Raw genomic sequence first — 22,559 nt, forward strand, 5'->3', positions numbered from 1 at the left:
TCGAGTCCCCGCCACCCTAGCGGCACGAGGGGGCGGGGCCACAGCACGCGTCCGCCTGCTGGACGTGCCTGCTCACCTGTGCGGACGCACCGTCAGACGGGCCGTTGACGGCCCGCCGACCATCAGGTGAACAGCCGGGTGAGCAGGCGGCGGGACGGTCAGGTCAGGCGGGCTGCTGGGCGGACGCGATGCGCTCGTTGCGCAGCGCCTCGTACCAGCGGTCGTCGATCGGCGGGAGCGCGTTCACGTCGAGGGCCAGCTTCAGCAGCAGGTCCGCGATCAGCGGGTTGCGGGCCAGCACCGGGCCGTGCATGTACGTACCGAACACGGTGTCGTTGTACGCGCCCTCGGTGCCGTCCCCGGTGCCGTTGCCCCGGCCGAGCTGTACGCGGGCCAGGGGGCGGGCGGTGGGGCCGAGGTGGGTGATGCCCTGGTGGTTCTCGAAGCCCGTCAGTTGCGGCAGGCCGAGCCGCGGGTCGATGTCCGCGAGGACGTCACCGACGCACCGCTCGCCCTCGCCGCGCGTCGTCGTCACGTCCAGCAGGCCCAGACCGGGCTCGCGCTGCCCGAGGTCGTTGACGAACTCGTGGCCCAGGATCTGGTAGCCGGCGCAGACCGCGAACACGATCGCGCCGTTGTTCACCGCCTGGTACAGATGCGCGTCACGGCGCAGCCGCTCCGCCGCGAGCCGCTGTGGCCGGTCCTCGCCGCCGCCGATCAGGTAGATGTCGCCGGAGGTCGGGATCGGCTGGTCGCTGCGCACGTCGAGCCGCGCCACGTCGAGGCCGCGCTGCCGCGCCCGGCGCTCGACGACGAGCGCGTTGCCCTGGTCGCCGTACGTGCTCAGCAGGTCCGGGTAGATCCACACCAGCCGCAGTTGGTTGTCGCTCATGGAAACGCCCTTCGTGGTCAGTTGCCGACGCGGCGGCGCAGGTCCTGGAACGCGGTGTAGTTCGCGATGACCTCGATCCGGCCCGGCGGCGCCGACTGCACGGCCTGGTCGAGGTTCTCGCACACCTGGAAGTGCTGGTTGGCGACTTCCAGACGCACCGCGAGGTCCAGCTTGCGGTCACCGACGACGAAGATCGGGTGGCCGGTCAGGCGCGTGTAGTCGACGTCCCACAGCCAGGAGGTGTCGGTGCCGTCGGCGCCGCGCGCGTTCACCGAGAGGATGACCGGGGTCGGCGGCGGATCGATCAGGCTGAACGTCTCGAGCCAGCCCGCCGGGTTCTTCGCCAGCAGCAGCCGCAGGTCACGGCCCATGAACTGGACGACGTCGTAGCGCCCGGCGACCGCCTGCACCGCGTACATCCGCTCCAGCGCGACCTGCGGCGGCACCCCGAACACGGCGGCCACGGCGGCCGAGGAGGCGGCGTTGGCCTTGTTGGCGCGGCCCGGCAACTGGAGGTGGATCGGCCACGCGGAGCCGTGCGGATCGATGACGTGGTCCCCGGACAGCGCCCAGCTCGGCGTGGGCCGGCGGAACCCGCACTCGCCGCAGAACCAGTCGTCGCCCGGCCGCTGCATGACACCGCCGCAGGACGGGCACGACCAGGCGTCGTCCTTCCACATCTGGCCGGCGGCGACCCAGATCACGTTGGGGGAGGACGACGCCGCCCACACCACCAGCGGGTCGTCGGCGTTCGCGATGACGACGGCCTTGGAACCGGCGAGCCCCTCACGCCAGTTCTCCGCGAGCATGCGGGTCTCGGCGGCGCGGTCCAGTTGGTCGCGGGAGAGGTTGAGCAGCGCGATGCACTTGGGGGCGGTGTCCCGGGCGACGCCCGCGAGGTACTTCTCGTCGACCTCGATCACGCCGTAGCGCGCGTCGGAGCCGCCCGCCAGGGCCGAGGTGATGCCGGCCGGCATGTTCGCGCCGAGCGCGTTGGACACGACCGGCCCGGCGGCGCGCAGCGCCTCGGCGATCAGCCGTGTGGTGGTGGTCTTGCCGTTGGTCGCCGAGACGAGGATGACGTCCAGGTTCTGGGCGAGCCGGGCGAGGAGGTCGGGGTCGAGTTTGAGCGCCACGCGGCCGCCGATCACCGAACCGCTGCCGCGCCCCGCGGCGCGCGAAGCCGCCGCGACCGCCTTGCCCGCGGTCACGGCGATCTTGGCCCGCGGCGTGAGCGGGTCCGAGTTGCCTGCCATCAGTTCTCGATCCTCCTTGCGTACGCGCCGCGCCTCTGCCGTACGGCAACGTGGTAGGTGGTCAGCCTATCGAGATCCATTCGCACTCCCGAATCCCGGGACCGCCTCACGCCTGTGGACGGCATGCGCGTGTCAGAAAGGACCGTACCCTTGCCGCCATGCGACACGGCTCCATCCCGGGCGCCCACGGGCGCGTCCGGCCCCTCACCCTGCTCGGCGACCCCGTCCTGCACACCCGCTGCGAGGACGTCACCGACTTCGGCCCCGAACTCGCCCGCCTCGTCGAGGACATGTTCGCCACGATGTACGCGGCCCCCGGCGTGGGCCTCGCCGCGAACCAGGTCGGCGTGCCGCTGCGCGTCTTCGTCTACGACTGCCCCGACGACGAGGAAGTGCGCCACCTCGGCCACATCGTGAACCCGCGCCTGGTCGAGACGGACGGCATCGTCCTGCGCGGCCCGGAGGGCTGCCTGTCCCTGCCGGGCCTGGAAGCGGGCACGGAACGCCACGACCACGCAATCGTCGAGGGCTTCACGACGACAGGCGAACCGATCACCGTCCACGGCACGGGTTTCTTCGCCAGATGCCTGCAACACGAGTACGACCACCTGGAGGGAACGGTCTATTCGGACCGGGTAAGTGGCTGGCGCAAGCGGAAGCTGATGCGCCAAGCAACCCGAGCTTCGTGGCACCGGGGGCGCGTAGGCATTTAGGGGCGTGGGACTCTATCGATGTGCGGCTCCGCCGCGTGGGCGCGACCAGCCCCCACCGGCCGCACCCGACACACAACCCTCAAAACCCCGGCCCCCCGACCTTGTCCCCCGCCGCAGCGAGCCGCCCCCACAACAAATCAGCCAGACTCCGCACCAACTCGGCCCGGGAACAGGGCCGTTCACCCAGCCACCAATCCCCGGCCGCGTGCATCATCCCGACGATCCCATGCCCCCACACCCGGGCGAGCTGCTGACTCCCCGGCCCGAGATCCAACCGCTCCTCGATGACCTGGGCCAACTCCTCGCCCATCCGCCGAAGCAGCGGAGCCGAATGCTTGCCGACGTCGAACCCCTGCTCGCTGGGTGCCCCGTCGGACGGATGCATCAGGAACCGGTACACCTGAGGCCGGGCCTCGATCGCCGCGAGGTAGGTGTCGAGGGTCGCCTCGACCCGCTCCCGGCGCTCGGCGGGAGCGTCCAGCGCCGCCCGCAGCGAGTTCAGCAGCGCGTCCGTGTGCCGCTTGGCGAGGGCGGCGTACAGCCCGCCCTTGTCGCCGAAGTGGCGATAGAGGATCGGCTTCGTGATGCCCGCCTCGGCCGCGATGGCGTTCATCGAGGCGCGCGGCCCGTCGCGCAGCACCACCCGGTCGGCGGCCTCCAGCAGCTCACGCCTTCGGCGGTCGGCGGACCGTTGTTGCTCGGTCCGCTGCGTGGTGTCCATGTGCTCTCCCCACCCGTGCTGATTCCGTGACGCCTGCGCAAACTAACACCTGGACATAAGCCTGACATCGAACGGGCGGACGGGCTCCGGGCCCGTCATGCGGGAGTTGACTTTTCCTACCAACCGGTAACAGACTCCCGTTACCGCTAGTAACACTTACTTTCCGCCGCTGGAGGGGTCATGGCCGAGTTCACCATGGAGCTCAACGACGAACAGAAGGAGGTCCGGGACTGGCTGCACGGCTTCGCGGCCGACGTCATACGCCCCGCGGCCGCCGAATGGGACGAGCGTGAGGAGACTCCCTGGCCGGTCATCCAGGAGGCCGCGAAGGTCGGCATCTACTCCCTCGACTTCTACGCCCAGCAGTACTTCGACCCCACCGGCCTCGGCATCCCGACGGCCATGGAGGAGCTGTTCTGGGGCGACGCGGGCATCGCCCTGTCGATCGTGGGCACCGGCCTCGCCGCCGTGGGCGTCCTCGCCAACGGCACCGAGGAGCAGATCGGCACCTGGATCCCGCAGATGTACGGCGACGCGAACGACGTGAAGGTCGCCGCGTTCTGCTCCTCCGAGCCCGACGCCGGCTCGGACGTCGCCTCCATGCGCACTCGTGCCGTGTACGACGAGGCCAAGGACGAGTGGGTGATCAACGGCACGAAGACCTGGGCGACCAACGGCGGCATCGCCAACGTGCACGTGGTCGTCGCCGTCGTGGACGCCGAGCTGGGCTCCAAGGGGCACGCCTCCTTCATCGTCCCGGCGGGCACCCCCGGGCTCGCCCAGGGCCAGAAGTTCAAGAAGCACGGCATCCGCGCCTCGCACACCGCCGAGGTGATCCTCGACAACGTGCGCGTCCCCGGCTCCTGTCTGCTCGGTGGCAAGGAGAAGCTGGACGAGCGGCTGGCCCGCGCCCGTGAGCGCGCCAGGGCGGGCGGCGGCGAGCGCGTGAAGAACGCCGCGATGGCCACGTTCGAGGCGTCCCGCCCGGCGGTCGGCGCGATGGCCGTCGGCACGGCCCGCGCCGCGTACGAGGTGGCCCTCGACTACGCGAAGACGCGTGAGCAGTTCGGCCGCCCGATCATCGACAACCAGGGCGTCGCCTTCCAGCTCGCGGACATGCGCACGCAGATCGACGCCGCACGGCTGCTGGTCTGGCGCGCGTCCTGGATGGCCGTCAACGGGAAGCCGTTCACCGCCGCCGAGGGCTCGATGTCGAAGCTGTACGCCAGCGAGACCGCGAAGAAGGTCACCGGGCAGGCGATCCAGATCCTCGGCGGCAACGGCTACACCCGGGAGTACCCGGTGGAGCGGATGCACCGGGACGCGGCCATCTACACGATCTTCGAGGGCACCAGCGAGATCCAGCGTCTGGTGATCGCCCGCACGCTGTCGGGGATGCCGATCCGCTAGGAGGGCGAGGCCGTCCTCGCGGGCAGTGTGAAGTAGGCACCGGGCGAAGTGACGCGCCGGGGCGTGCCGGAGTGCGGCTTCGCCTACGGTGCGCCCCCGCTGCTGTGCGCGATGCACGCCACGTCGATACGGTCGGCGAGCTTCGCGAGCTCGATGGTCAGCGCGGCGACCGTGTCCTCGTCGAGCCCGTCGGCCCCGGCCTCCACAAGGTGCAGCCACCGACCACCCAGCGTGCGGAGCAGCTTGCTCACGTCGGCCGCGGACACCTGCAAGGCCCCGCGGTCGTCGACGATCAGAGGCAGAGTCACTTCGCGGTTCACACCGGGGATCGTAGCCGCGCGGCGCTCACGCACCGTGCCAAACCGTGGTGATGTTGCAGAACTCCCGGATTCCGTGCCCGGACAGCTCACGGCCGTACCCGGACCGCTTCACCCCGCCGAACGGCAGCCCCGGATGAGACGCGGTCATCCCGTTCACGAACACCCCGCCGGCCTCCAGATCCCGTACGAAACGGTCTACCTCGGCCTCGTCGCGCGTCCACACGTTGGAACTCAGGCCGAACGGCGAGTCGTTGGCGATGAGGACCGCCTCGTCGACGTCGGCCGCCCGGTACAGCGTCGCGACCGGCCCGAACGCCTCCTCGCGGTGGATGCGCAGGTCGCGGGTGATCCCGGCCAGGACGGTCGGCGGGTAATACCAGCCGGGACCGTCCGGCCGCTCGCCCCCGCACAGCACGGTGGCCCCGCCGCGCCGCGCGTCGACCACCAGTTCCTCCAGGTCCGCGCGCCCCTGTTCGGTGGCCAGCGGACCGACGTCGGTGTCCTCCGCCAGCGGGTCGCCGACCCGCAGCGCGGCCATGCCCGCCACGAACCGTTCGGCGAACGCGTCGTACACGTCCGTGTGAACGATGAACCGCTTGGCGGCGATGCACGACTGCCCGTTGTTCTGCACGCGCGCGGTCACCGCGACCCGCGCGGCCCGGTCGATGTCCGCCGACGGCATGACGACGTACGGGTCGCTGCCGCCCAGCTCCAGCACCGTCTTCTTGACCATCTCCCCGGCGGTCGAGGCGACCGCGCGCCCGGCCGGCTCGCTGCCGGTCAGGGTCGCCGCCTTGACCCGCTCGTCGCGCAGGATCTCGTCCACCGCGCCGGACCCGACGAGCAGCGTCTGGAAGCAGCCCTCGGGGAAGCCCGCCCGGTGGAACAGGTCCTCCAGGTACAGGGCGGTCTGCGGGACGTTCGACGCGTGCTTGAGCAGGCCCACGTTGCCCGCCATCAGCGCCGGCGCGGCGAACCGGATCACCTGCCACAGCGGGAAGTTCCACGGCATCACCGCGAGGACCGGACCCAGCGGCCGGTAGCGGACCAGGGCGCGCGACGCGCCGGAGTCCTTGACGTCGGCGGCGGCCGGCTCCTCGTCGGCGAGGAGTTCCTCGGCGCGCTCGGCGTACCAGCGCATCGCCCTGGCGCACTTCGCGGCCTCCGCGCGCGCCTGTTTCAGCGGCTTGCCCATCTCGGTCGTCATGGTCCGGGCGATGTCCTGCTGGTCCTCGTCCAGGAGCCGCGCGGCCTGGTTCATGAGGCGCGCCCGGTCGGCGAAGGGCGACGTCCGGTACGTGCGGAAGGTGGCCTCCGCGAGGAGGAGCCTGCGCTCCAGTTCCTCGCCGTCCATGGCCTCGTACGTCCGAAGCGTCTCGCCGTTCGCCGGGTTCACCGTCGCGATGGGCATGACCGACCTCCTGGAGAGCTGGCTGTGCTTCGACCTTCCCGCGCGGCGGTAGGTACCGCAACGCGTGCGCGTCCGCTCAGGACGAGTGCTCGGTGAGGCGGTCGAGAAACGTGGCCTGTGCCGTGACGATCACCTCGCGGGCCCGGGCGAGGCCGAACCAGGCGACCCGGTCCAGCTCCGGGAACTCCTGGACGCGTCCCGATCTCGGCGGCCACTCCATCGTGAACGTTCCGGGGTCGATCGCCGCCGGGTCGAGGTCCGCCTCGATCGCCCACGCGGTGACGATCTTGCCGTTCGTCTGGCGGACCTCGCCGAGCGGGATGGCCACGCCGTCCGGCGGCGGCAGTCCGAGCTCCTCGCGGAACTCGCGGCGGGCCGCCTCCCAGGCCGTCTCGCCGGGCTCGTACTCGCCCTTCGGGACGGTCCACGCCCCGGCGTCCTTCTTCGCGAAGTACGGGCCGCCCATATGGCCGAGTAGCACCTCCGGGCCGTCGTCGCCGGGCCGGAACAGCAGCAGGCCGGCGCTGCGCCTCGGCGTCGCGGGTGTCACGGGCGCACCTCCGGGTGGGCGGCGAGCAGGGTCTGAACGGTGTCCGCGTCCTGCGGGCGCTTGTCCTCGCGGTAGCCGAGCACGCGGGCGAAGCGGAGGGTGACGCCGGCCGGGTAGCGGGTGGAGCGCTGGAGGCCGTCGTAGGCGATCTCGACGACGAGTTCGGGGCGTACGGTCACCACGTGGCCGTCGTCCTCGACGGCCAGGCCGGTCAGGCGTTCCGTCTGCCAGGTCAGCAGGGCGTCGGTCAGGCCCTTGAAGGTCTTGCCGAGCATCGCGAAGCCGCCGTCGGCGGTGCGCGCGCCGAGGTGCAGGTTGGAGAGCTTGCCGGTGCGCCGTCCGTGGCCCCACTCGGCGGCCAGGACCACCAGGTCGAGCGTGTGCACGGGCTTCACCTTCAGCCAGGACGCGCCGCGCCGGCCCGCGCTGTAGGGCGCGTCGAGGGCCTTGACGACGACTCCCTCGTGGCCTCGCAGCAGCGTCTGCCGTGAGAACTCCTCGGCCGCCTCGGCGTCCTCGGGGCCTGACACGACCGTCCGGCGCACCCGCATCGGCTCGGGCACCAGCCGGGCCAGCTCCGCGTGCCGCTGCGCGAACGGCAGGTCGAGCAGGTCACGGCCGTCGACGGACAGCGCGTCGAAGAAGACGGGGGAGACGGGGACCGCCTCGGCGGCCGTCGCCACGTCCACCCGGGAGCCGACCCGGCCGGCCGTCTCCTGGAAGGAACGGGGCCGCCCGCTCGCGTCGAGGGCCAGGACCTCGCCGTCCAGGATGAACCGTGCCCCCGCCAACTCCCTTGCCGCGGCCGTCACTTCGGGCAGGCGGTCGGTGATGTCGTCGAGTGTGCGGGTGTAGAGGCGGATGTCGTCGCCGTCGCGGTGCACCTGGACGCGGATTCCGTCGAGCTTCTCCTCCACCGCGCAGCCGCCGAGCCTGCCGACCGCCTCGGTGACGGAGGACGCGGTGTGCGCGAGCATCGGCAGCACCGGGCGGCCGACGGTGAGCCGGAACGTCGCCAGGGCCGGGGGTCCGTCCGCGAGCAGGGCCCGCGCCACCGCCTGGAGCGACCCGGCCAGCATCACCGCCCGCCGTACGTCCGGCGGGGGCGCACCGGTCGCCTGCGCCAGACCCTCCACGGCTACGGCGTCCAGCGCGCCCTGCCGGACCTCGCCGGTGATCAGGCCCAGCAGGAAGCGCTGCTCGTCGGCGGTGGCCGCGCCCATCAACTCGCCGACCAGCCGGGCCCGTTCGGCCTGGGAGCCGGGGCCGGACACCGTGCCGAGCTCGGTGAGACGGGCGTCCACCTCGCGCACGGTCAGGGTCGGCGCGGCGGCCGGGGCGACCGGGCGGCTCAGCGCCTTCCAGCCGACGCCCAGCCGGCCCTGCGGGAGCCGGCCGGCCAGGTAGGGGATGACGATCGGGGCGTCGTCCGCCGCCGCGTCCCGGAACAGCTCGGCGAGCAGGGCGATCTTGCGGGAGCGCGCCGAGGCGGCGGCGACCTCCCGGGACACGTCGGCGAGCCGGGTCAGCAGCATGCAGCCATGGTGCAACGCCCGGGTCCCGGCTACATCCGCACCGCCGCGTCGAGGTGCGCCATCAGCAGCTCCCCGTTGATCGCGGCCCCGGCCCGGTAGCCCCGGCTGGCCGCGTTCACGACCTGCTCGGCGAAGCCGGACGCGTTGCCCGCCGGCCCTGCATGTGCGCGGCGGGCGCGTTGCGCGGCTCGCCGGCGTCGACGACCAGCGTGCGACGCCGGGCCCGGCCCAGGACGAGCGCGGCGGACAGCCCCGCCGCGCCCCCGCCGACGACGATCACCTCGTACGTCTCGGTCGTCTCGTACGTCTCGGTCGTTTCGTGGGTCTCGGTCATGGGGACCACCTCCGTCGCCACGGTCGCCGGGCAGGTGCGGGATTGACAAACCTCTTTGCCGGTTCGGCAAGATGGGGGCATGACTACCGATGAGGTTCTCGCGGAGGTCGGGCCGCGGCTGCGGCGGATCCGCAAGGAGCGGGAGGTGACGCTCGCGGCGCTGTCCGAGTCGACCGGGATCTCCGTCAGCACCCTGTCGCGGCTGGAGTCGGGGCTGCGCAAGCCCAGCCTGGAGCTGCTGCTGCCGATCGCGCAGGCCCACGAGGTGCCGTTGGACGAGCTGGTCGGGGCCCCGCCGGTGGGCGACCCCCGGGTGCGGCCGGCCAAGCCGCTGGTGCGGCACGGGCGCACCTTCTGGCCGCTGTCCCGCCAGCCCGGCGGCCTCCAGGCCTTCAAGGTGCTGGTGCCCCGGAGCGAGGAGGAGCCGGAGCCGCGCGTCCACGAGGGCTACGAATGGCTGTACGTGATGTCCGGGCGGCTGCGGGTGGTGCTCGGCGAGCACGACGTGGTGCTGTCGGCGGGCGAGGCCGCCGAGTTCGACACGCGCGTGCCGCACTGGTTCGGGTCGACGGGGGAGGGACCGGCCGAGTTCCTGAGCCTGTTCGGGCCGCAGGGGGAGCGGATGCACGTGCGGGCCAAGCCCCGGCAGCCGTGACGCAGGCGACTCTTGGGTGGTCGGCTGTTCCCTCTCCACAAGCGACCGCTTAGTATGCGTTCGACCCGGTCGGAACGCCGGTCGGACGACGCAGTCCCGTGGAGGCTCCGCATGCAGGCATGGCAGGTGCACGAGAACGGCGAGCCGAGCGAGGTGATGCGGCTCGCGGACGTGGAGCGGCCCACGCCCGGCGAGGGCCAGGTCCTGCTCAGGGTGCGTGCCGCCAACATCAACTTCCCGGACGCGCTGATGGTCCGGGGCCACTACCAGGTGCGGCCCCCGCTGCCCTTCACGCCGGGCCTGGAGATCTGCGGCGAGACCGAGGACGGCCGCCGCGTGATCGCCAACCCGGCCCTGCCGTACGGCGGTTTCGCCGAGTACGCCGTGGCCGACGCCGCCGCCGTGCTGCCCGCGCCCGAGTCGCTGGACGACGCCGAGGCCGCCGCGCTGCACATCGGCTACCAGACGGGCTGGTTCGGCCTGCACCGCAGGGCGCACCTGGAGGCCGGCGAGACACTGCTCGTGCACGCCGCCGCGGGAGGCGTCGGCAGCGCGGCCGTACAGCTCGGCAAGGCGGCCGGCGCGACCGTCATCGGTGTCGTCGGCGGCGCCGACAAGGCCGCCGTGGCACGGGAGTTGGGCTGTGACGTCGTCATCGACCGGCGGGTCGAGGACGTCATCGGCGCGGTGAAGGAGGTCACCGGCGGCCGGGGCGCCGACGTGATCTACGACCCCGTCGGCGGGGCTGCCTACACGCAGTCCACGAAGGTCGTCGCCTTCGAGGGCCGGATCGTGGTCGTCGGCTTCGCGAGCGGGACCATCCCGAGCCCCGCGCTCAACCACGCCCTCGTGAAGAACTACGCGATCCTCGGCCTGCACTGGGGCCTGTACAACACCAAGAACCCGAAGCTGGTCCAGCACTGCCACGAGCAGCTCACCGAGCTGGCCGCCCGGGGCGCGATCCGGCCGCTGGTGAGCGAGCGCGTACCGCTCGGTCAGGCCGCGGCCGCCGTGCAGCGGGTCGCCGACGGCGTCACCACCGGCCGCGTCGCCGTGCTGCCCGCGCTGGAGAACGGAGCCACCGCATGACCATCGACGCAGCCGAACTCCAGCGCCGCACAGCGGAGTTGCTGGCCGCGCACCCGCCCGCCGACACGGACCGGCTCGACTTCCTGAAGGCCCGCTTCGACGCCGGGCTCGCCTGGGTGCACTACCCGCAGGGCCTCGGCGGCCTCGGTGCGCCCCGCACCCTCCAGGCCGTCGTGGACGCCGAGTTGGAGGCCGCCGGCGCTCCCGACAACGACCCGCGGCGCATCGGCATCGGCCTCGGCATGGCCGCGCCGACGATCCTGAAGTACGGCACCGAGGAGCAGAAGCAGCGCTTCCTGCGCCCGTTGTGGGTGGGCGAGGAGGTGTGGTGCCAGCTCTTCAGCGAGCCCGGCGCGGGCTCCGACCTCGCGGCGCTCGGCACCCGGGCCGTCCGTGAGGGCGACGGCTGGGTCGTCAACGGGCAGAAGGTGTGGACGTCCAGCGCCCACCTCGCCCGCTGGGCCATCCTCATCGCCCGCACCGACCCGGACGTGCCCAAGCACGCGGGCATCACCTACTTCCTCTGCGACATGACCGACCCCGGCGTCGAGGTCCGGCCGCTGCGCCAGATCACCGGCGAGGCGGAGTTCAACGAGGTCTTCCTGACCGACGTCCGCATCCCCGACACGCGCCGCCTCGGCGAGGTCGGCGCGGGCTGGCGGGTCGCGCAGACCACGCTGAACAACGAACGCGTCGCCATCGGCGGCATGCGGCTGCCCCGCGAGGGCGGCATGATCGGCCCCGTCGCCAAGACCTGGCGCGAGCGGCCCGAGCTGCGCACCCACGACCTGCACCAGCGGCTGCTGAAGCTGTGGGTGGAGGCCGAGGTCGCCCGCCTCACCGGCGAACGCCTGCGCCAGCAGCTCGCCCTGGGCCAGCCGGGACCCGAGGGCGCCGGCATGAAGCTCGCCTTCGCCCGCCTCAACCAGGAGATCAGCGGACTGGAGGTGGAACTCCGCGGCGAGGAAGGCCTGTTGTACGACGACTGGACGATGCGCCGCCCGGAGCTGGTGGACTTCACCGGCCGTGACGCCGGGTACCGCTACCTCCGCTCCAAGGGCAACAGCATCGAGGGCGGGACCAGCGAGGTCCTGCTGAACATCGTCGCCGAACGCGTCCTGGGCCTGCCGTCCGAGCCGCGCACCGACAAGGACGTCGCCTGGAAGGACCTGTCCCGATGAGCGCACAGCCGGATCTCCTCTACACCGAGGAGGAAGAGGCGCTGCGGGCCGCGGTACGGGACCTGCTCGCCGATCACTGCGACGCGCCGGGCGTCATCGCCCGCACCGAGTCGGACACCCCGCACGACCTGGCGGCCTGGAAGGCGCTCTCCGACGGCATGGGCCTGGCCGGCCTGCTGGTGCCCGAGGAACTGGGCGGCCAGGGTGCCACGCACCGCGAAGTCGCCGTCGTGCTGGAGGAGTTGGGGCGCGCCGTCGCCCCCGTGCCGTATCTGACCAGTGCCGTGGTCGCCACCGAGGCGCTGCTCGCCGTCGAGGACGCGGAGCTGCTCGGCCGCCTCGCGTCCGGGCGGACCATCGGCGCACTGGCGGTCGCCCTGCACCTCGCGCCGGGCACCGCCGTCAAGGCCGTACACGTCGAAGACGGCCTGCTCCACGGGGAGTTGACCGGCATCGCGGACGCCGTCGCAGCCGACGTGCTGCTCGTGCCGGCCGACGACGGCGGGCTGTACGCGGTGGACGCGGCGGCCGTGACCGTCACCCCGCAGGTCTCCCTCGACCTGACCCGCCCGCTCGGGACGGTCACGCTGACCGGCGCACCCGGCCGCCGCCTCGGCGACGCCGAACCCGCCGTACGCCGCGCCCTGCGGGCCGGGGCCGGGCTGCTCGCCTCCGAGCAACTCGGGCTCGCCGACTGGGCGTTGACCGAGACCGTGCGCTACCTGAAGGAGCGCAAGCAGTTCAACCGGCCGGTCGGCGGGTTCCAGGCGCTCAAGCACCGGCTGGCCCAGTCGTGGCTGGAGGTCGTCAACCTCCGCGCCGCCGCCCGGGGCGCGGCCGACGCGCTCGCCACCGGCGCGGACGCCGACGTGGCGGTCGCCGTCGCCCAGGCCTACGCGGCGCCCGTCGCCGTCCGGGCCGCCGAGGAGGCCCTGCAACTGCACGGCGGCCTCGGCATGACGTGGGAGCACCCGGTCCACCTCAACCTCAAGCGGGCCAAGGCCGATTCGATCGCCTACGGCACGGCGGGCACCCACCGGGAGGCCCTGGCCGAACTGGTCGACCTGCGCGCCCCCTGACCCGGCGCGTATACGGCCGGAGAACCCGCGGGAAAGCCCGCCCCACCTGGGGCGGGCTTTTTCGGGTGCGGGGCCGGGTGGAGTGAACAGGCAGCGGCGGTCCGGCCAACTCCTGCCGTGCGCAGGCCCATCGGGTGCGGCGGGGCGTGATACTCGCGGAGGTCCCCACGCCGTCCACGGGAGGCAGAGTCATGGCCCTCACCACTCGTCGCAGAGCCCTCAGCACCCTCGGCGCCGCCTTCGCCGGCGCGGTCGCCCTGCCCGGCGTCAGCGCGCTCGCCGCCGAACGGCACCCCGGCGCCCGCCCGTTGCGGCACGCCCACGCCCACAACGACTACGAGCACCCCCGCCCCCTCCTCGACGCGCTCGACCACCGCTTCGGCAGCGTCGAGGCCGACATCTTCCTCGTCGACGGCGAACTGCTGATCGCCCACTCGGCGGACGAACTCGACCCCACCCGCACCCTGGAGTCCCTCTACCTCGCCCCGCTCGCCGCCCGCGTGAAGGCCAACCACGGGTCGGTGTACCGGGGCCACCGGCAGCCGCTGCAACTCCTCATCGACATCAAGACCGAGGGCTCCTCGACCTACCTCGAACTCGACCGCCGACTCAAGCGCTACAAGGGCCTGTTCACGACGTACGCGCACGGCCGCATCCACACCGGCCCGGTCACCGCCGTCATCTCCGGCGACCGCGCGGCCCGTACCCCGATGGCCGCGCAGAGCGTGCGCCGGGCCTTCTACGACGGCCGGCTCACCGACCTCGGCACCTCCGAGGCGTCGTTCGCCTCCCTCATCAGCGACAACTGGACGCTCAACTTCACCTGGCTCGGCGTCGGCACCTTCCCCGAGGCGGAGCGGCGCAAGCTGCGCGACATCGTGGCCGCCGCCCACGCGCGCGGACAGCAGGTGCGGTTCTGGGCCACGCCCGACATCGCCGGCCCCGACCGGGACGCGCTGTGGACGCAGCTCCTCGCCGCCGGCGTCGACTACCTCAACACCGACGACCTGGCAGGCCTGGAGGCGTTCCTCGACGCCCACCGGACGGCGTAGCGCGGCCCGCCGACACCACTCGTTCGGCGGACGGGGCAGCCGCACCGGCGCACCCTCCGTTGCGTCACACTTGCGGCCGAATGCCGCGAAAGCGGACGTAGCGGAGGAGGTTGACGGTGGCCATCTCGATTTCCGTCGTGCTGTTGCTGCTGATCCTGGCGGTGATCTTCATGCGCAGCGGCGGACTGAAGGTCTCGCACGCACTGGTCTGCCTGCTGCTCGGCTTCCTCCTGGCCGGCACCAGCATGGCCGCCACCATCCACAGCGGCATCACGGCGACCGCCGAACTCGTCGGCAGCCTTCGGCCGTGACGCCGCTGCGGGGTCGTCACCCCTGACGCGGGGCGACTACTTGGTGAAGACCCCGATGCCGTTCGACACCGGGCGCTCGTACCCGTCGGACGGGTGGTTGCGGACCGTCACCTTGGTCGCGCCCGACGGGCGGGCCACCAGGGTCGACGAGCCGCCGCCGTCCAGGCTGAAGCCCTCGGTCGCGCCCAGGCTCTTCAGCGCGCCGGCGACCTCGGCGACGGTCAGGCCCTTGCGGTACGCGGCGGCGCCGTCCAGCGCGAACAGGAAGACCCGCTTGCCGCCGTTGCCGATGCCCACCGCCGTCCGCACCGCCGAGACCGAGTTGTTCAGACCGGTCAGCGACCTTCCGCCGGACAGGAGCGGGTAGCCGCCGACGGCGAAGCCGTACGCCGACTTCGACGCGGACGTCAGCCCGTACCGCACCGCCACCGGCTGGCCCTTGACGAGCTTCTTCAGGCGCTGCGCGCCCGCCTCCCGCCCGACGAGGACCGTGGTGCCGGCGGCGATGACGCCGCTGCCGGGCGTGGTCGACGTCGACACGACCTTGCCCTTCTTCAGCGTCACCTCGTAGGTGGCGGTGCTGCACGCCGCGGCCCGTTCGGTGTCGGTGCCGCAGGTGGCCCGCTTGCGCGAGACGCCGCCCCAGTCCGAGGTGTACGCGCCGACCGAGTTCTCCGGCAGCGCGTACTGGTTGACGCCGCCCAGCGGCAGCCGCCGTCCCACGGTGGCGTACGTGCCGGTCAGGGACAGGCTGTCCACCCGGGCCCGGCCGTCGGTGCCGACGCCGACCACGGCCTTGGTGTTCGTGCCCGGCGGCAGCGCCGGGCCGAACCGCTGCCCGTCCGGGACCGCGCCCTTGAGCGCCCGCCCGTTCGCGATCGCCGGGCCCACGCTCGCCCCGGTCGCCGCGACGCCCGGGTGCTGCGCCTCGGAGATGTTGAAGAAGTCGCCGTTGATGCCGGCGACCGCCTTCTGACTGTTGGCCAGCGAGGAGACGGCCGCGCGGGACGCGACCGCCCCCGGGTACAACAGGCCGAGGCGTACGTGGGTGTTGGTGAGGTCGACGCTGAGCACATGCGCGTGCGTCGTCCCGGCGGCCCCTCGCAGGTCGTACTGTCGGTACGACACGCCTGCCGCCACGGTGGTCCAGGTCGCGGCGTCGGCCGAGGCCGCCCCCGCGAACGCCGCGCCGGCCACCGTGCCGAGTGCGACGACCGCGGTGAGCGACTTTCTGCGCACCCCGGACCGTTTCTGATGTCGTGTCACAGACCCCCCTGGGTAGTTTGGGCCGCAACTCTCTCATGACCTGCGGGAATGCCCGCCAAGAGGGTGCCGGAAAGCCACGGGAACGAGTGACGGGACACCCGATTCCGGGTGCCTGCTCCCTCGTTCGGCCTCGCACTCCGGCCGTATGTGCTACGCGCCCCGCACGCTTTCCACGACTGACCCGTCGTGTCAGTCGTGGGCGGAGGCGAGGTGCCAGACGGTGGCCTCGTCCAACTGCACCGAGCCGTTCTCGGCGAAGACCTGGACTCCCTGGCTGGCGGGGTCGGGGAAGATCTGGTCGGTGATCACCGCTTCGCCGTCGCCGCCGAAGACCTCGACGGACGACCAGTCGACGAGGATCCGCAGCGTGACCTTGCCGTCCACCGCCTTCAGAGGCGCGGTCTGGATGCCGGGGAACGTGCTGTTGAAGTCCACCGCGCCGGAGTGGCCGCGGTCGACGTACAGCTCCTGGGTCGTGGTGTCGTAGCCGATGACGGTCTCCTCGCCCGCCGCGCCGGTGCGCACCTTGAGCCCGAAGCGTTCGGCGTCCTTGAGGGAGAAGGTCGCCTCGATGTCGAGCGCCTTGCCTTCGGCGGCGGGACCGATCAGCGGCTGCGACCTGTTCGTCACGAGGCCGGCGGTCGCGGTCGCCGGAGGGTCCTGCCGCAAGTACGTCACGCTGTCCACCGGCTGGCTGGTCAGCAGGACGCGGCCGTCGACGGTGCGCAGCGCCATCTGGCGGGGGATGCTCTGCGCGCCGCGCCAGGCGGAGGTGGGGACGGCGCCGGCGTAGTCCCAGTTGCTCATCCAGCCGATCATGTACCGCTTGCCGTCCGGGGAGTCCTCCCAGGAGACGGCAGCGTAGTAGTCCTTGCCGTAGTCGGCCCAGTGGGCGCGCTGGAGGACCGAGCGGGCGGGGGCGTCGGCCGCGGTGAACTGGTCGGCGAGGATGTGGCCCCAGCCGCCGGTGTTCATGTCGACGAGCTGGAGCTGCGCCTGCTTGCCGAGGTAGGGGCGCATGTCGAAGGAGGCCCAGTCCAGCGTCTCGCTGTCGGAGCCGGTCGCGCTGCGGACGACCTGGCCGTCGACGACCAGATCGACCGAGGTCTCCTCGGCGCCGGGCCGGGCCTGGGTGTCGGACAGCACGATCTGGTCGGCGTTGAGGTGGCCCCAGCTTCCCGTGTTGTCATCGACGACCCTGATCTGCGCTTTCTTCCCGGCGAGGTCATTGACGTCCCAGGAGGCGGTCTCGAGTGCCTCGGCGTCCTTTCCGGTGGCGCTGCGCACGACCTGGCCGTCGACGAGGAGTTCGAGGGCGGTGGGGTCGGCGGAGCCGGCGGGGTGGTTGCCGCCGCCGATGCGGAAGTTGACGTACCGCTTGTCGAGGGTGAACTCCGGCGAGGTGAGGGTGCCGGTGCCGGCGTCGCCGTTCAGGAAGGTGTTGACCAGGCCGCCGCCCTGGAAGCCGGAGACCTGCTGCTGGCCGGGGAGGGTGCCGGTGGCCGGTGCCGTGCCGAAGGCGGTGCCGGTCGTCGTCCAGTCGCCGTAGCTGCCGGCCTCGAAGTCGGCGAGGACCGTCCCGGGTTGGTGCGGGTGCCGGCCGCCGCCGATCTTGAAGTTCAGGTAGGGGCTGTCGACGGTGAAGGCGGGCGAGGTGAGGGTGCCGGTGGTGGCGTCCCCGGAGTGGAAGCTGTTGGCGAGGCCCGTGCCGTCGAAGCCGGCGACGGTCTGCTGCCCGTCGAGCGTCCCGGCCGCCGGTCCCGGGCCGAACGCGCTGCCCGTGGCCGTCCACGCGCCGAAGCCGGTGCCCTCGAAGTCCTGCACGACGGTCCCGGCGGGCGGGGTGTAGGTGCCGTCGTCATCGGCGGTGAACTTCGTGCCGTCGAAGTCGCCGACGAAGTACTGGGCGGCCGAACCGCCCGCGATGCCACCGGGGTTGAGGTTGACGACCAGGACCCACTTGATGTTGTCGGGGTCCCCGTCGACGGCCAGCGGGAAGAGATCGGGGCACTCCCACACCCCGCCTGTCGCGCCGGCCGGACCGAACTCGCTGAGCTGCGTCCAGTCCTTGAGGTTCTTGGAGGAGTAGAACCGCACCTTGTGCTCGGCGGACAGCGACACCGTCATCAACCAGCTCTTGGTCGGCGCGTACCACTGGACCTTGGGGTCGCGGAAGTCCTTCGAGCCGATGTCGATGACGGGGTTGCCCTGGTACTTGGTCCAGGTGCGGCCGCGGTCGGTGCTGTAGGCGAGCGCCTGCGACTGGACGCCGGTGGCGATGTCGTTGCTGGTGTAGATCGCCACCATCGGCGGGTTCTCGGTGGTGCCGAAACCGGTGGTGTTGTTCTCGTCGACGACGGCGCTGCCGGAGAAGACCATCTCCTTGTCGTCGTGCGACAGGGCGAGCGGCAACTGCTGCCAGTGGATGAGGTCCGTGCTCACCGCGTGGCCCCAGGACATGTCGCCCCACGCGTTGCCGTTCGGGTTGTACTGGTAGAACAGGTGGTATTCGCCCTGGTAGTACACGAGGCCGTTGGGGTCGTTCATCCAGTTCTGTTCCGGAGTGAAGTGGAACTGGGGACGGTAGGTCTCGGAGTACGGCGGGGTGTCGGCCGCGGCGGCCTGCGGGGCGAGCAGGGCGCAGACGGCCGCCGCCGCGACGGTGATCCGCGCGCGGGCACGCCGGGATACACGTCCAGAACTCATGGTGTCTCCTGTGCTGCGGCCGTCCACGCAGCACAGCCTGCGGCGGGCGGCCCGAAAATGTGACGCCCTGGTCCGCGATGTCGTCCACACCGCCGACCAGAGGTGTCAGCGATGACATGTGTCAACGCTGACATCGAGTGGCCCGATGATGAGCGACATCAGGCCAACGCGTCAACGGTTCGCACGAGATTGCGCAACGCCTCCACAAATTCAGGGCAGTTGAGCCCTCCCCGGTGCCGCAGGTACGTGGTCGTCGTACGGGGTGAAGTGGGCCGGGGCGTGGTCGATCGGCAGGTCGGGCCGCCAGGCGGTGAGGGACTGGGCGCTGCACACGAACAGGGACGGCGGCAGGTGGTCCAGGGAGTACCAGCGCCAGTCGCCGACGCTCTCGCCGGGCTGGTCTGCCGGTTCGCCCTCCCAGTCGGTGACGACAGCGCCGACCGTGAGTCGTACGACGCCGTCGACGTGATCGACGAGCGTGCCCAGCAGCCGTACGTCCGACGGGTCCGCCCGCACCCCGGTCTCCTCCCGCAACTCCCGTACGACCGTCTCCTGGAGGGACTCGCCGGGTTCCACCGTGCCGCCGGGCAGCTCCCAGGTGCCCCGGCGGTGGCGGCCCAGGAGCAGTCCTCGGGGGCCGTGCAGGATCGCGCCGACGCCGATTGCCGCGTGGGCGACGGGCGGGAAGTTCGTGCGGGGGCGGGCGGAGACGCGCGGCGGGCGGCGGGCGCGGAAGACGCGGTAGGCGGCGGCGTTCGCCGGGTCGGGCGACGTCACCGGCACGACGTCCTCGACGACCAGTCCGTGCTCGGTGAGCAGTTCCTCCCACACCTCGGGGGCGGGCACCCACATCCGGACCGTCGTCTCGCCGCCGCCCGCCAACCGCAGGGTCTCCGGCCGGGCCACGAGGTCCGAAGTGGGCCCCTCCCCCTGGGAGTTGGTGTGCAGCACGGAGAAGCACAGCGTCCCGCCCGGGGTCAGCGCGGTCGCCAGCGCGGGCAGCAGCCGCCGTGGGTCGACGAACGGGACCGCGCCGACGGAGTACACGACGTCGTACCGCCGCGCGGCGTGCAGGTGCGCGACGGCGTCCGCGTGGAAGAGCCGCAGCCCGGGCAGGGAGCCGTACCGGGCCCGGGCGCGCTCGATCTGGCCCGGCGCGGAGTCGACCGCGTCGACCGTGGCGTCGTACGCGCGCACGAGCCGGGCGGCGTGCCGGGCCGTCCCGCAGCCGAGGTCCAGGACGCGCCGGCCCGTCAGCTCCCCGAGGAACGACTCGTCGGGACCCGCGTCCGGGAACCCCCAGTCGATCCGTTCCGCCTCCGCCAGGACGGTTCCGCGCCGCAGGTGGTGGGCGGCGTAGGCCTGCCAGGCCTCGGCGTTGACGGACTCCGGTCCGTCGGCGGGGGAGGAGGGGAGGGGCGTGCGGGGCATGGGTGGGGCCTCCAGGGAGTGGATCAGGGTCGGTCAGTGCACGGGGTGCTTGCTGAGGATGGACACCCGGTTGAAGGCGTTGATGGTGACCGCCACCCAGATCACCGCCGAGAGCTGGTCCTCGGTGAGCACCTGCCGGGCGTCCGCGTACGCGGCCTCCTGCGCGGCGGCGTCGGACGGCACGGTGGTCGCCTCCGCCAGCGCGAGCGCCGCGCGTTCCACGGGGGTGAAGAGGGCGGTGTCCCGCCAGGCGGCGAGGACACCGAGCCGCCGGGTGTCCTCGCCCGCCCGCAGGGCCGCCTTGGTGTGCACGTCCAGGCAGAACGCGCAGCCGTTGAGCTGGGAGACGCGCAGGTTGACCAGCTCCACGAGGGCGCGCTCCAGACCGGCTTCGGCGGCGGTCGCCCGTACCGCCTCGGAGGTCTGGACCAGCGCGTGGTAGGCCTTGGGGCTCTGCTTGTCTATGAATATCCGTCGGGTCACAGTCGGACATCAAACCATCCGTGCGCCCGGGAGGCGTGGGGTCACGTCCCGGGGAGCCAGCGGACGGGGAGGTGGCGGGGGCCCCGGATGAGGAGGCCGGTGCGCCAGGAGAGGGTGGCGGGGTCGGCGTCCAGGGCGAGGGCGGGGCAGCGGTCCAGGAGCGCCGTGATGGCGGTGCGGGCCTGGAGGCGGGCCAGGGGAGCGCCCAGGCAGTAGTGGATGCCGTGGCCGAAGGCGAGGTGACCGCCGGCCGGGCGGCGGATGTCGAAGCGGTCCGGGTCCGGGAAGCGCGCCGGGTCCCGGTCCGCGTCGGCGAGCGCGACCAGGACGAGTTCGCCGCCGCCCGGCACCACCATGCCGCCGATCTCCAGGGGGCCGGTGGTGAAGCGGTAGGTGGTGGTCTCGACGGGGCCGTCGTAGCGCAGCATCTCCTCGACGGCGTTGTCGACGAGCGAGGGGTCGGCGCGCAACGCGGTGAGCTGCTCGGGGTGGCGCAGCAGCGCGAGGACGCCGGCGGCGATCAGGTGCACGGTCGTCTCGAAGCCGGTGACCAGCAACAGCCAGGCCATGCCGATGAGTTCCTCGGCGGACAGCCGGTCGCCGTCCTCGTCCGTGGTCCGGATGAGGGCGCTCATCAGATCGTCGCCGGGCCGCTGCCGCATCTCGTCCACCATGGCGACCAGGTAGTCCGTCATCGCGGCCGTGGCGGCCGTCCTGGTGTCCCGGTCCGGGCTGCTCAGCGCCTGCTCGGCCCACTCCCGGAACGCGGCGCGGTCGAGCGAGGGCACGCCGAGCAGTTCGCAGATGATGCCCATGGCCAGCGGGAAGGACAGCGCCTCGACGAGGTCGGCGCGGCCGCCCGGCCCGGCCAGCATGGCGTCGAGGAGTTCGCCGGTCAACGCCCGGACCCTCGGGGCGAGTTCCTCGACCCGGCGGGGGGTGAACTCCTTCGCCACGAGCCTGCGCAGCCGGGAGTGGTCCGGCGGGTTCGAGCTCAGCAGGTTCTCGCCCGCGGAGAGCCGGGCCAGCGGCAGCGCCGGGGAGGCGTCCTGCCAGGACTTGGACAGCGTGGGGTCGGTGAGCGCGGCCCGGCACGCCTCGTAGCCGACCACGAGCCACGCCTCCGCGCCCTCGGGCACCCGGACCCGGTGCACCGGGCCCCGGGCGCGCAGGGCGGCGTACACCGGATGGGGATTCCTGAGGAACTCCTCGCCGAGCGCCCCGAAGTCCGCCGCGACGTCCGTCGTCACCGCGAGCTGTTCCGTTCCTCGAACACGGCCCTGGCCACCCCGATCGCGTTCAGCGTGCGCGGGAATCCGGCGTACGGCACGACGTGGATCAGCGTCTCGACCACCTGCCGCGCGCTCAGGCCGACGTTCAGCGCGGCCCCGATGTGCACGCGCAGTTGGGGAGCGGTGTCGCCGACGGCGGTCAGCGCGCCGACGGTGACGAGCTGCCGTGACGGGGCGCTCAGCCACGGGCGGTGGTAGACGTCGCCGAAGGTGAACTCGACGATGTAGCGGCCCAGATCAGGGGCGATGTCCTTCAGGGACTCGACGACCTCCAGGCCGTGCGCGCCGTCGATCTCCAGCAGCTTCTCCTTGCCGCGCTCGTAACGGTCGCCGCCTTCCTCCATGACCGGCGGCTCGAACGTGACGTCGCCGGCGGCGAACACCTTCCTGGCCACGCCGACCGCGTTGAGCGCCCGGGGGAATCCCACGAACGGCACCAGATGGATCAGGGCCTCGATGATCTCCGCGGGGCGCACGCCGACGTTCAGCGCCGCGTCCATGTGGAAGTCGAGCTGCGACGCGGTGTCCCCCGCCGCGGCCAGCGCCGCGACCGTCACCAACTCCCGCTGGCGCAGGTCGAGTCCGGCCCGCGAGAAGACGTCGCCGTACGCGAACTCGACGACGTAGCGGCCCAGGTCCGGGGCGATGTCCCGGAGCGACTCGACGACGGCCGCCCCGCGTTCGCCGGACGCCTCGCGCAGCACGGCCCACCCGCGCGTGTAGCGGGCGCTCTCGCGGGGCGCGGCGGCGGCCGGCGTCGCGTTCAGCAGACCGTCGACCCCGACGAGGGCGCCGGTGGTCAGCGTGGCGCGACGGGTGAGGGCGGCGGCGTTCTTACGTGATTCACTCATGGTGCTCCAAGCCGGTGATGT

At 72.3% G+C, this 22,559-nt stretch carries 21 protein-coding genes and 1 pseudogene; 8 read left to right on the plus strand and 14 right to left on the minus strand.

The window, feature by feature from the left end:
• Nucleotides 1-163: 163 nt before the first annotated feature.
• A complete protein-coding gene (locus BMZ82_RS03205; protein ID WP_093771392.1) occupies nt 164-892 on the minus strand; it encodes a type 1 glutamine amidotransferase in 729 nt (242 codons plus the stop codon).
• 17 nt (nt 893-909) lie between these two features.
• On the minus strand, nt 910-2,148 hold the full coding sequence (locus BMZ82_RS03210) for a MurT ligase domain-containing protein (protein WP_093771394.1): 1,239 nt from the start codon (nt 2,146-2,148) through the stop codon (nt 910-912).
• A gap of 158 nt (nt 2,149-2,306) precedes the next feature.
• Between BMZ82_RS03210 and def the strand changes: the two genes are divergently transcribed.
• The gene (gene def / locus BMZ82_RS03215) at nt 2,307-2,861 is read left to right on the plus strand and encodes a peptide deformylase (protein ID WP_093771396.1); all 555 of its coding nucleotides are present in this window, start codon (nt 2,307-2,309) and stop codon (nt 2,859-2,861) included.
• 79 nt (nt 2,862-2,940) lie between these two features.
• Here the strand turns inward: def and BMZ82_RS03220 are convergent, their stop codons facing one another.
• Nucleotides 2,941-3,582 (minus strand): TetR/AcrR family transcriptional regulator, encoded by a 642-nt coding sequence (locus tag BMZ82_RS03220; protein WP_093771398.1) that lies wholly within the window; start codon nt 3,580-3,582, stop codon nt 2,941-2,943.
• Between the two features lie 180 nt (nt 3,583-3,762).
• On the opposite strand from BMZ82_RS03220, the gene BMZ82_RS03225 reads away from it, so the two are divergent.
• Nucleotides 3,763-4,992: an acyl-CoA dehydrogenase family protein gene (locus BMZ82_RS03225; protein WP_093771400.1), complete on the plus strand. Its 1,230-nt coding sequence runs from the start codon at nt 3,763-3,765 to the stop codon at nt 4,990-4,992.
• A gap of 83 nt (nt 4,993-5,075) precedes the next feature.
• On the opposite strand, the gene BMZ82_RS03230 is transcribed toward BMZ82_RS03225, so the two are convergent.
• From BMZ82_RS03230 to BMZ82_RS03250, 5 genes and pseudogenes are all read right to left on the minus strand, one after another.
• Entirely contained in the window at nt 5,076-5,312 is a 237-nt protein-coding gene (locus BMZ82_RS03230; protein ID WP_093771402.1) for a DUF6213 family protein, read from the minus strand.
• A gap of 25 nt (nt 5,313-5,337) precedes the next feature.
• A complete protein-coding gene (locus BMZ82_RS03235; RefSeq protein WP_093771404.1) occupies nt 5,338-6,723 on the minus strand; it encodes an NADP-dependent succinic semialdehyde dehydrogenase in 1,386 nt (461 codons plus the stop codon).
• Between the two features lie 76 nt (nt 6,724-6,799).
• Nucleotides 6,800-7,273: an NUDIX hydrolase gene (locus tag BMZ82_RS03240; protein WP_093771406.1), complete on the minus strand. Its 474-nt coding sequence runs from the start codon at nt 7,271-7,273 to the stop codon at nt 6,800-6,802.
• A complete protein-coding gene (locus BMZ82_RS03245; RefSeq protein ID WP_093771408.1) occupies nt 7,270-8,808 on the minus strand; it encodes an ATP-dependent DNA ligase in 1,539 nt (512 codons plus the stop codon). Before BMZ82_RS03245 ends, BMZ82_RS03240 begins: the two co-directional genes overlap by 4 nt.
• Before the next feature lie 154 nt (nt 8,809-8,962).
• Nucleotides 8,963-9,142: pseudogene (locus BMZ82_RS03250) on the minus strand (FAD-binding protein); the annotation flags it as partial.
• A gap of 79 nt (nt 9,143-9,221) precedes the next feature.
• On the opposite strand from BMZ82_RS03250, the gene BMZ82_RS03255 reads away from it, so the two are divergent.
• From BMZ82_RS03255 to BMZ82_RS03280, 6 genes are all read left to right on the plus strand, one after another.
• The gene (locus tag BMZ82_RS03255; RefSeq protein WP_093771410.1) at nt 9,222-9,797 is read left to right on the plus strand and encodes a helix-turn-helix domain-containing protein; all 576 of its coding nucleotides are present in this window, start codon (nt 9,222-9,224) and stop codon (nt 9,795-9,797) included.
• A 111-nt stretch (nt 9,798-9,908) separates the two neighbouring features.
• Nucleotides 9,909-10,886: an NADPH:quinone oxidoreductase family protein gene (locus BMZ82_RS03260; RefSeq protein WP_093771412.1), complete on the plus strand. Its 978-nt coding sequence runs from the start codon at nt 9,909-9,911 to the stop codon at nt 10,884-10,886.
• Complete coding sequence (locus BMZ82_RS03265) at nt 10,883-12,067, plus strand: acyl-CoA dehydrogenase family protein (RefSeq protein ID WP_093771414.1); 1,185 nt, start codon at nt 10,883-10,885, stop codon at nt 12,065-12,067. The genes BMZ82_RS03260 and BMZ82_RS03265 overlap by 4 nt, the downstream gene beginning before the upstream one ends.
• Nucleotides 12,064-13,146, plus strand: a complete 1,083-nt coding sequence (locus BMZ82_RS03270; RefSeq protein ID WP_093771416.1) for an acyl-CoA dehydrogenase family protein — start codon at nt 12,064-12,066, stop codon at nt 13,144-13,146. Before BMZ82_RS03265 ends, BMZ82_RS03270 begins: the two co-directional genes overlap by 4 nt.
• Before the next feature lie 191 nt (nt 13,147-13,337).
• Complete coding sequence (locus tag BMZ82_RS03275) at nt 13,338-14,198, plus strand: phosphatidylinositol-specific phospholipase C/glycerophosphodiester phosphodiesterase family protein (protein ID WP_093771418.1); 861 nt, start codon at nt 13,338-13,340, stop codon at nt 14,196-14,198.
• 116 nt (nt 14,199-14,314) lie between these two features.
• Nucleotides 14,315-14,509, plus strand: coding sequence for a hypothetical protein (locus BMZ82_RS03280; protein WP_093771420.1), 195 nt, complete (start codon nt 14,315-14,317; stop codon nt 14,507-14,509).
• Nucleotides 14,510-14,545: 36 nt separating this feature from the next.
• Here BMZ82_RS03280 and BMZ82_RS03285 read toward each other — a convergent pair whose 3' ends face one another.
• The 6 genes from BMZ82_RS03285 to BMZ82_RS03310 form a co-directional block, all read right to left on the minus strand.
• Nucleotides 14,546-15,775 (minus strand): phosphodiester glycosidase family protein, encoded by a 1,230-nt coding sequence (locus BMZ82_RS03285; RefSeq protein ID WP_093771422.1) that lies wholly within the window; start codon nt 15,773-15,775, stop codon nt 14,546-14,548.
• Nucleotides 15,776-15,964: 189 nt separating this feature from the next.
• Nucleotides 15,965-18,481: a glycoside hydrolase family 32 protein gene (locus BMZ82_RS03290; protein ID WP_093771424.1), complete on the minus strand. Its 2,517-nt coding sequence runs from the start codon at nt 18,479-18,481 to the stop codon at nt 15,965-15,967.
• 210 nt (nt 18,482-18,691) lie between these two features.
• On the minus strand, nt 18,692-19,912 hold the full coding sequence (locus BMZ82_RS03295; RefSeq protein ID WP_093771426.1) for a bifunctional class I SAM-dependent methyltransferase/NUDIX hydrolase: 1,221 nt from the start codon (nt 19,910-19,912) through the stop codon (nt 18,692-18,694).
• Nucleotides 19,913-19,945: 33 nt separating this feature from the next.
• Nucleotides 19,946-20,395, minus strand: a complete 450-nt coding sequence (locus BMZ82_RS03300; RefSeq protein ID WP_093771428.1) for a carboxymuconolactone decarboxylase family protein — start codon at nt 20,393-20,395, stop codon at nt 19,946-19,948.
• Nucleotides 20,396-20,436: 41 nt separating this feature from the next.
• Nucleotides 20,437-21,645, minus strand: coding sequence for a cytochrome P450 family protein (locus tag BMZ82_RS03305; RefSeq protein WP_093771430.1), 1,209 nt, complete (start codon nt 21,643-21,645; stop codon nt 20,437-20,439).
• Nucleotides 21,642-22,538, minus strand: a complete 897-nt coding sequence (locus tag BMZ82_RS03310) for a carboxymuconolactone decarboxylase family protein (protein ID WP_093771433.1) — start codon at nt 22,536-22,538, stop codon at nt 21,642-21,644. The genes BMZ82_RS03305 and BMZ82_RS03310 overlap by 4 nt, the downstream gene beginning before the upstream one ends.
• Nucleotides 22,539-22,559 lie beyond the last annotated feature (21 nt).

It is taken from the genome of Streptomyces sp. yr375 (genome assembly GCF_900110755.1).
Lineage (GTDB): Bacteria > Actinomycetota > Actinomycetes > Streptomycetales > Streptomycetaceae > Streptomyces.

What these genes read in the sequence shown, in the direction of transcription:
- BMZ82_RS03295 (WP_093771426.1), bottom strand. Translation starts at nt 19,912, where the DNA reads ATGCCCCGCACGCCCCTCCCCTCCTCCCCCGCCGACGGACCGGAGTCC.
- BMZ82_RS03245 (WP_093771408.1), bottom strand. Translation starts at nt 8,808, where the DNA reads ATGCTGCTGACCCGGCTCGCCGACGTGTCCCGGGAGGTCGCCGCCGCC.
- BMZ82_RS03235 (WP_093771404.1), bottom strand. Translation starts at nt 6,723, where the DNA reads ATGCCCATCGCGACGGTGAACCCGGCGAACGGCGAGACGCTTCGGACG.
- BMZ82_RS03260 (WP_093771412.1), top strand. Translation starts at nt 9,909, where the DNA reads ATGCAGGCATGGCAGGTGCACGAGAACGGCGAGCCGAGCGAGGTGATG.
- BMZ82_RS03210 (WP_093771394.1), bottom strand. Translation starts at nt 2,148, where the DNA reads ATGGCAGGCAACTCGGACCCGCTCACGCCGCGGGCCAAGATCGCCGTG.
- def (WP_093771396.1), top strand. Translation starts at nt 2,307, where the DNA reads ATGCGACACGGCTCCATCCCGGGCGCCCACGGGCGCGTCCGGCCCCTC.
- BMZ82_RS03220 (WP_093771398.1), bottom strand. Translation starts at nt 3,582, where the DNA reads ATGGACACCACGCAGCGGACCGAGCAACAACGGTCCGCCGACCGCCGA.
- BMZ82_RS03310 (WP_093771433.1), bottom strand. Translation starts at nt 22,538, where the DNA reads ATGAGTGAATCACGTAAGAACGCCGCCGCCCTCACCCGTCGCGCCACG.
- BMZ82_RS03275 (WP_093771418.1), top strand. Translation starts at nt 13,338, where the DNA reads ATGGCCCTCACCACTCGTCGCAGAGCCCTCAGCACCCTCGGCGCCGCC.
- BMZ82_RS03270 (WP_093771416.1), top strand. Translation starts at nt 12,064, where the DNA reads ATGAGCGCACAGCCGGATCTCCTCTACACCGAGGAGGAAGAGGCGCTG.
- BMZ82_RS03290 (WP_093771424.1), bottom strand. Translation starts at nt 18,481, where the DNA reads ATGAGTTCTGGACGTGTATCCCGGCGTGCCCGCGCGCGGATCACCGTC.
- BMZ82_RS03205 (WP_093771392.1), bottom strand. Translation starts at nt 892, where the DNA reads ATGAGCGACAACCAACTGCGGCTGGTGTGGATCTACCCGGACCTGCTG.
- BMZ82_RS03225 (WP_093771400.1), top strand. Translation starts at nt 3,763, where the DNA reads ATGGCCGAGTTCACCATGGAGCTCAACGACGAACAGAAGGAGGTCCGG.
- BMZ82_RS03255 (WP_093771410.1), top strand. Translation starts at nt 9,222, where the DNA reads ATGACTACCGATGAGGTTCTCGCGGAGGTCGGGCCGCGGCTGCGGCGG.
- BMZ82_RS03265 (WP_093771414.1), top strand. Translation starts at nt 10,883, where the DNA reads ATGACCATCGACGCAGCCGAACTCCAGCGCCGCACAGCGGAGTTGCTG.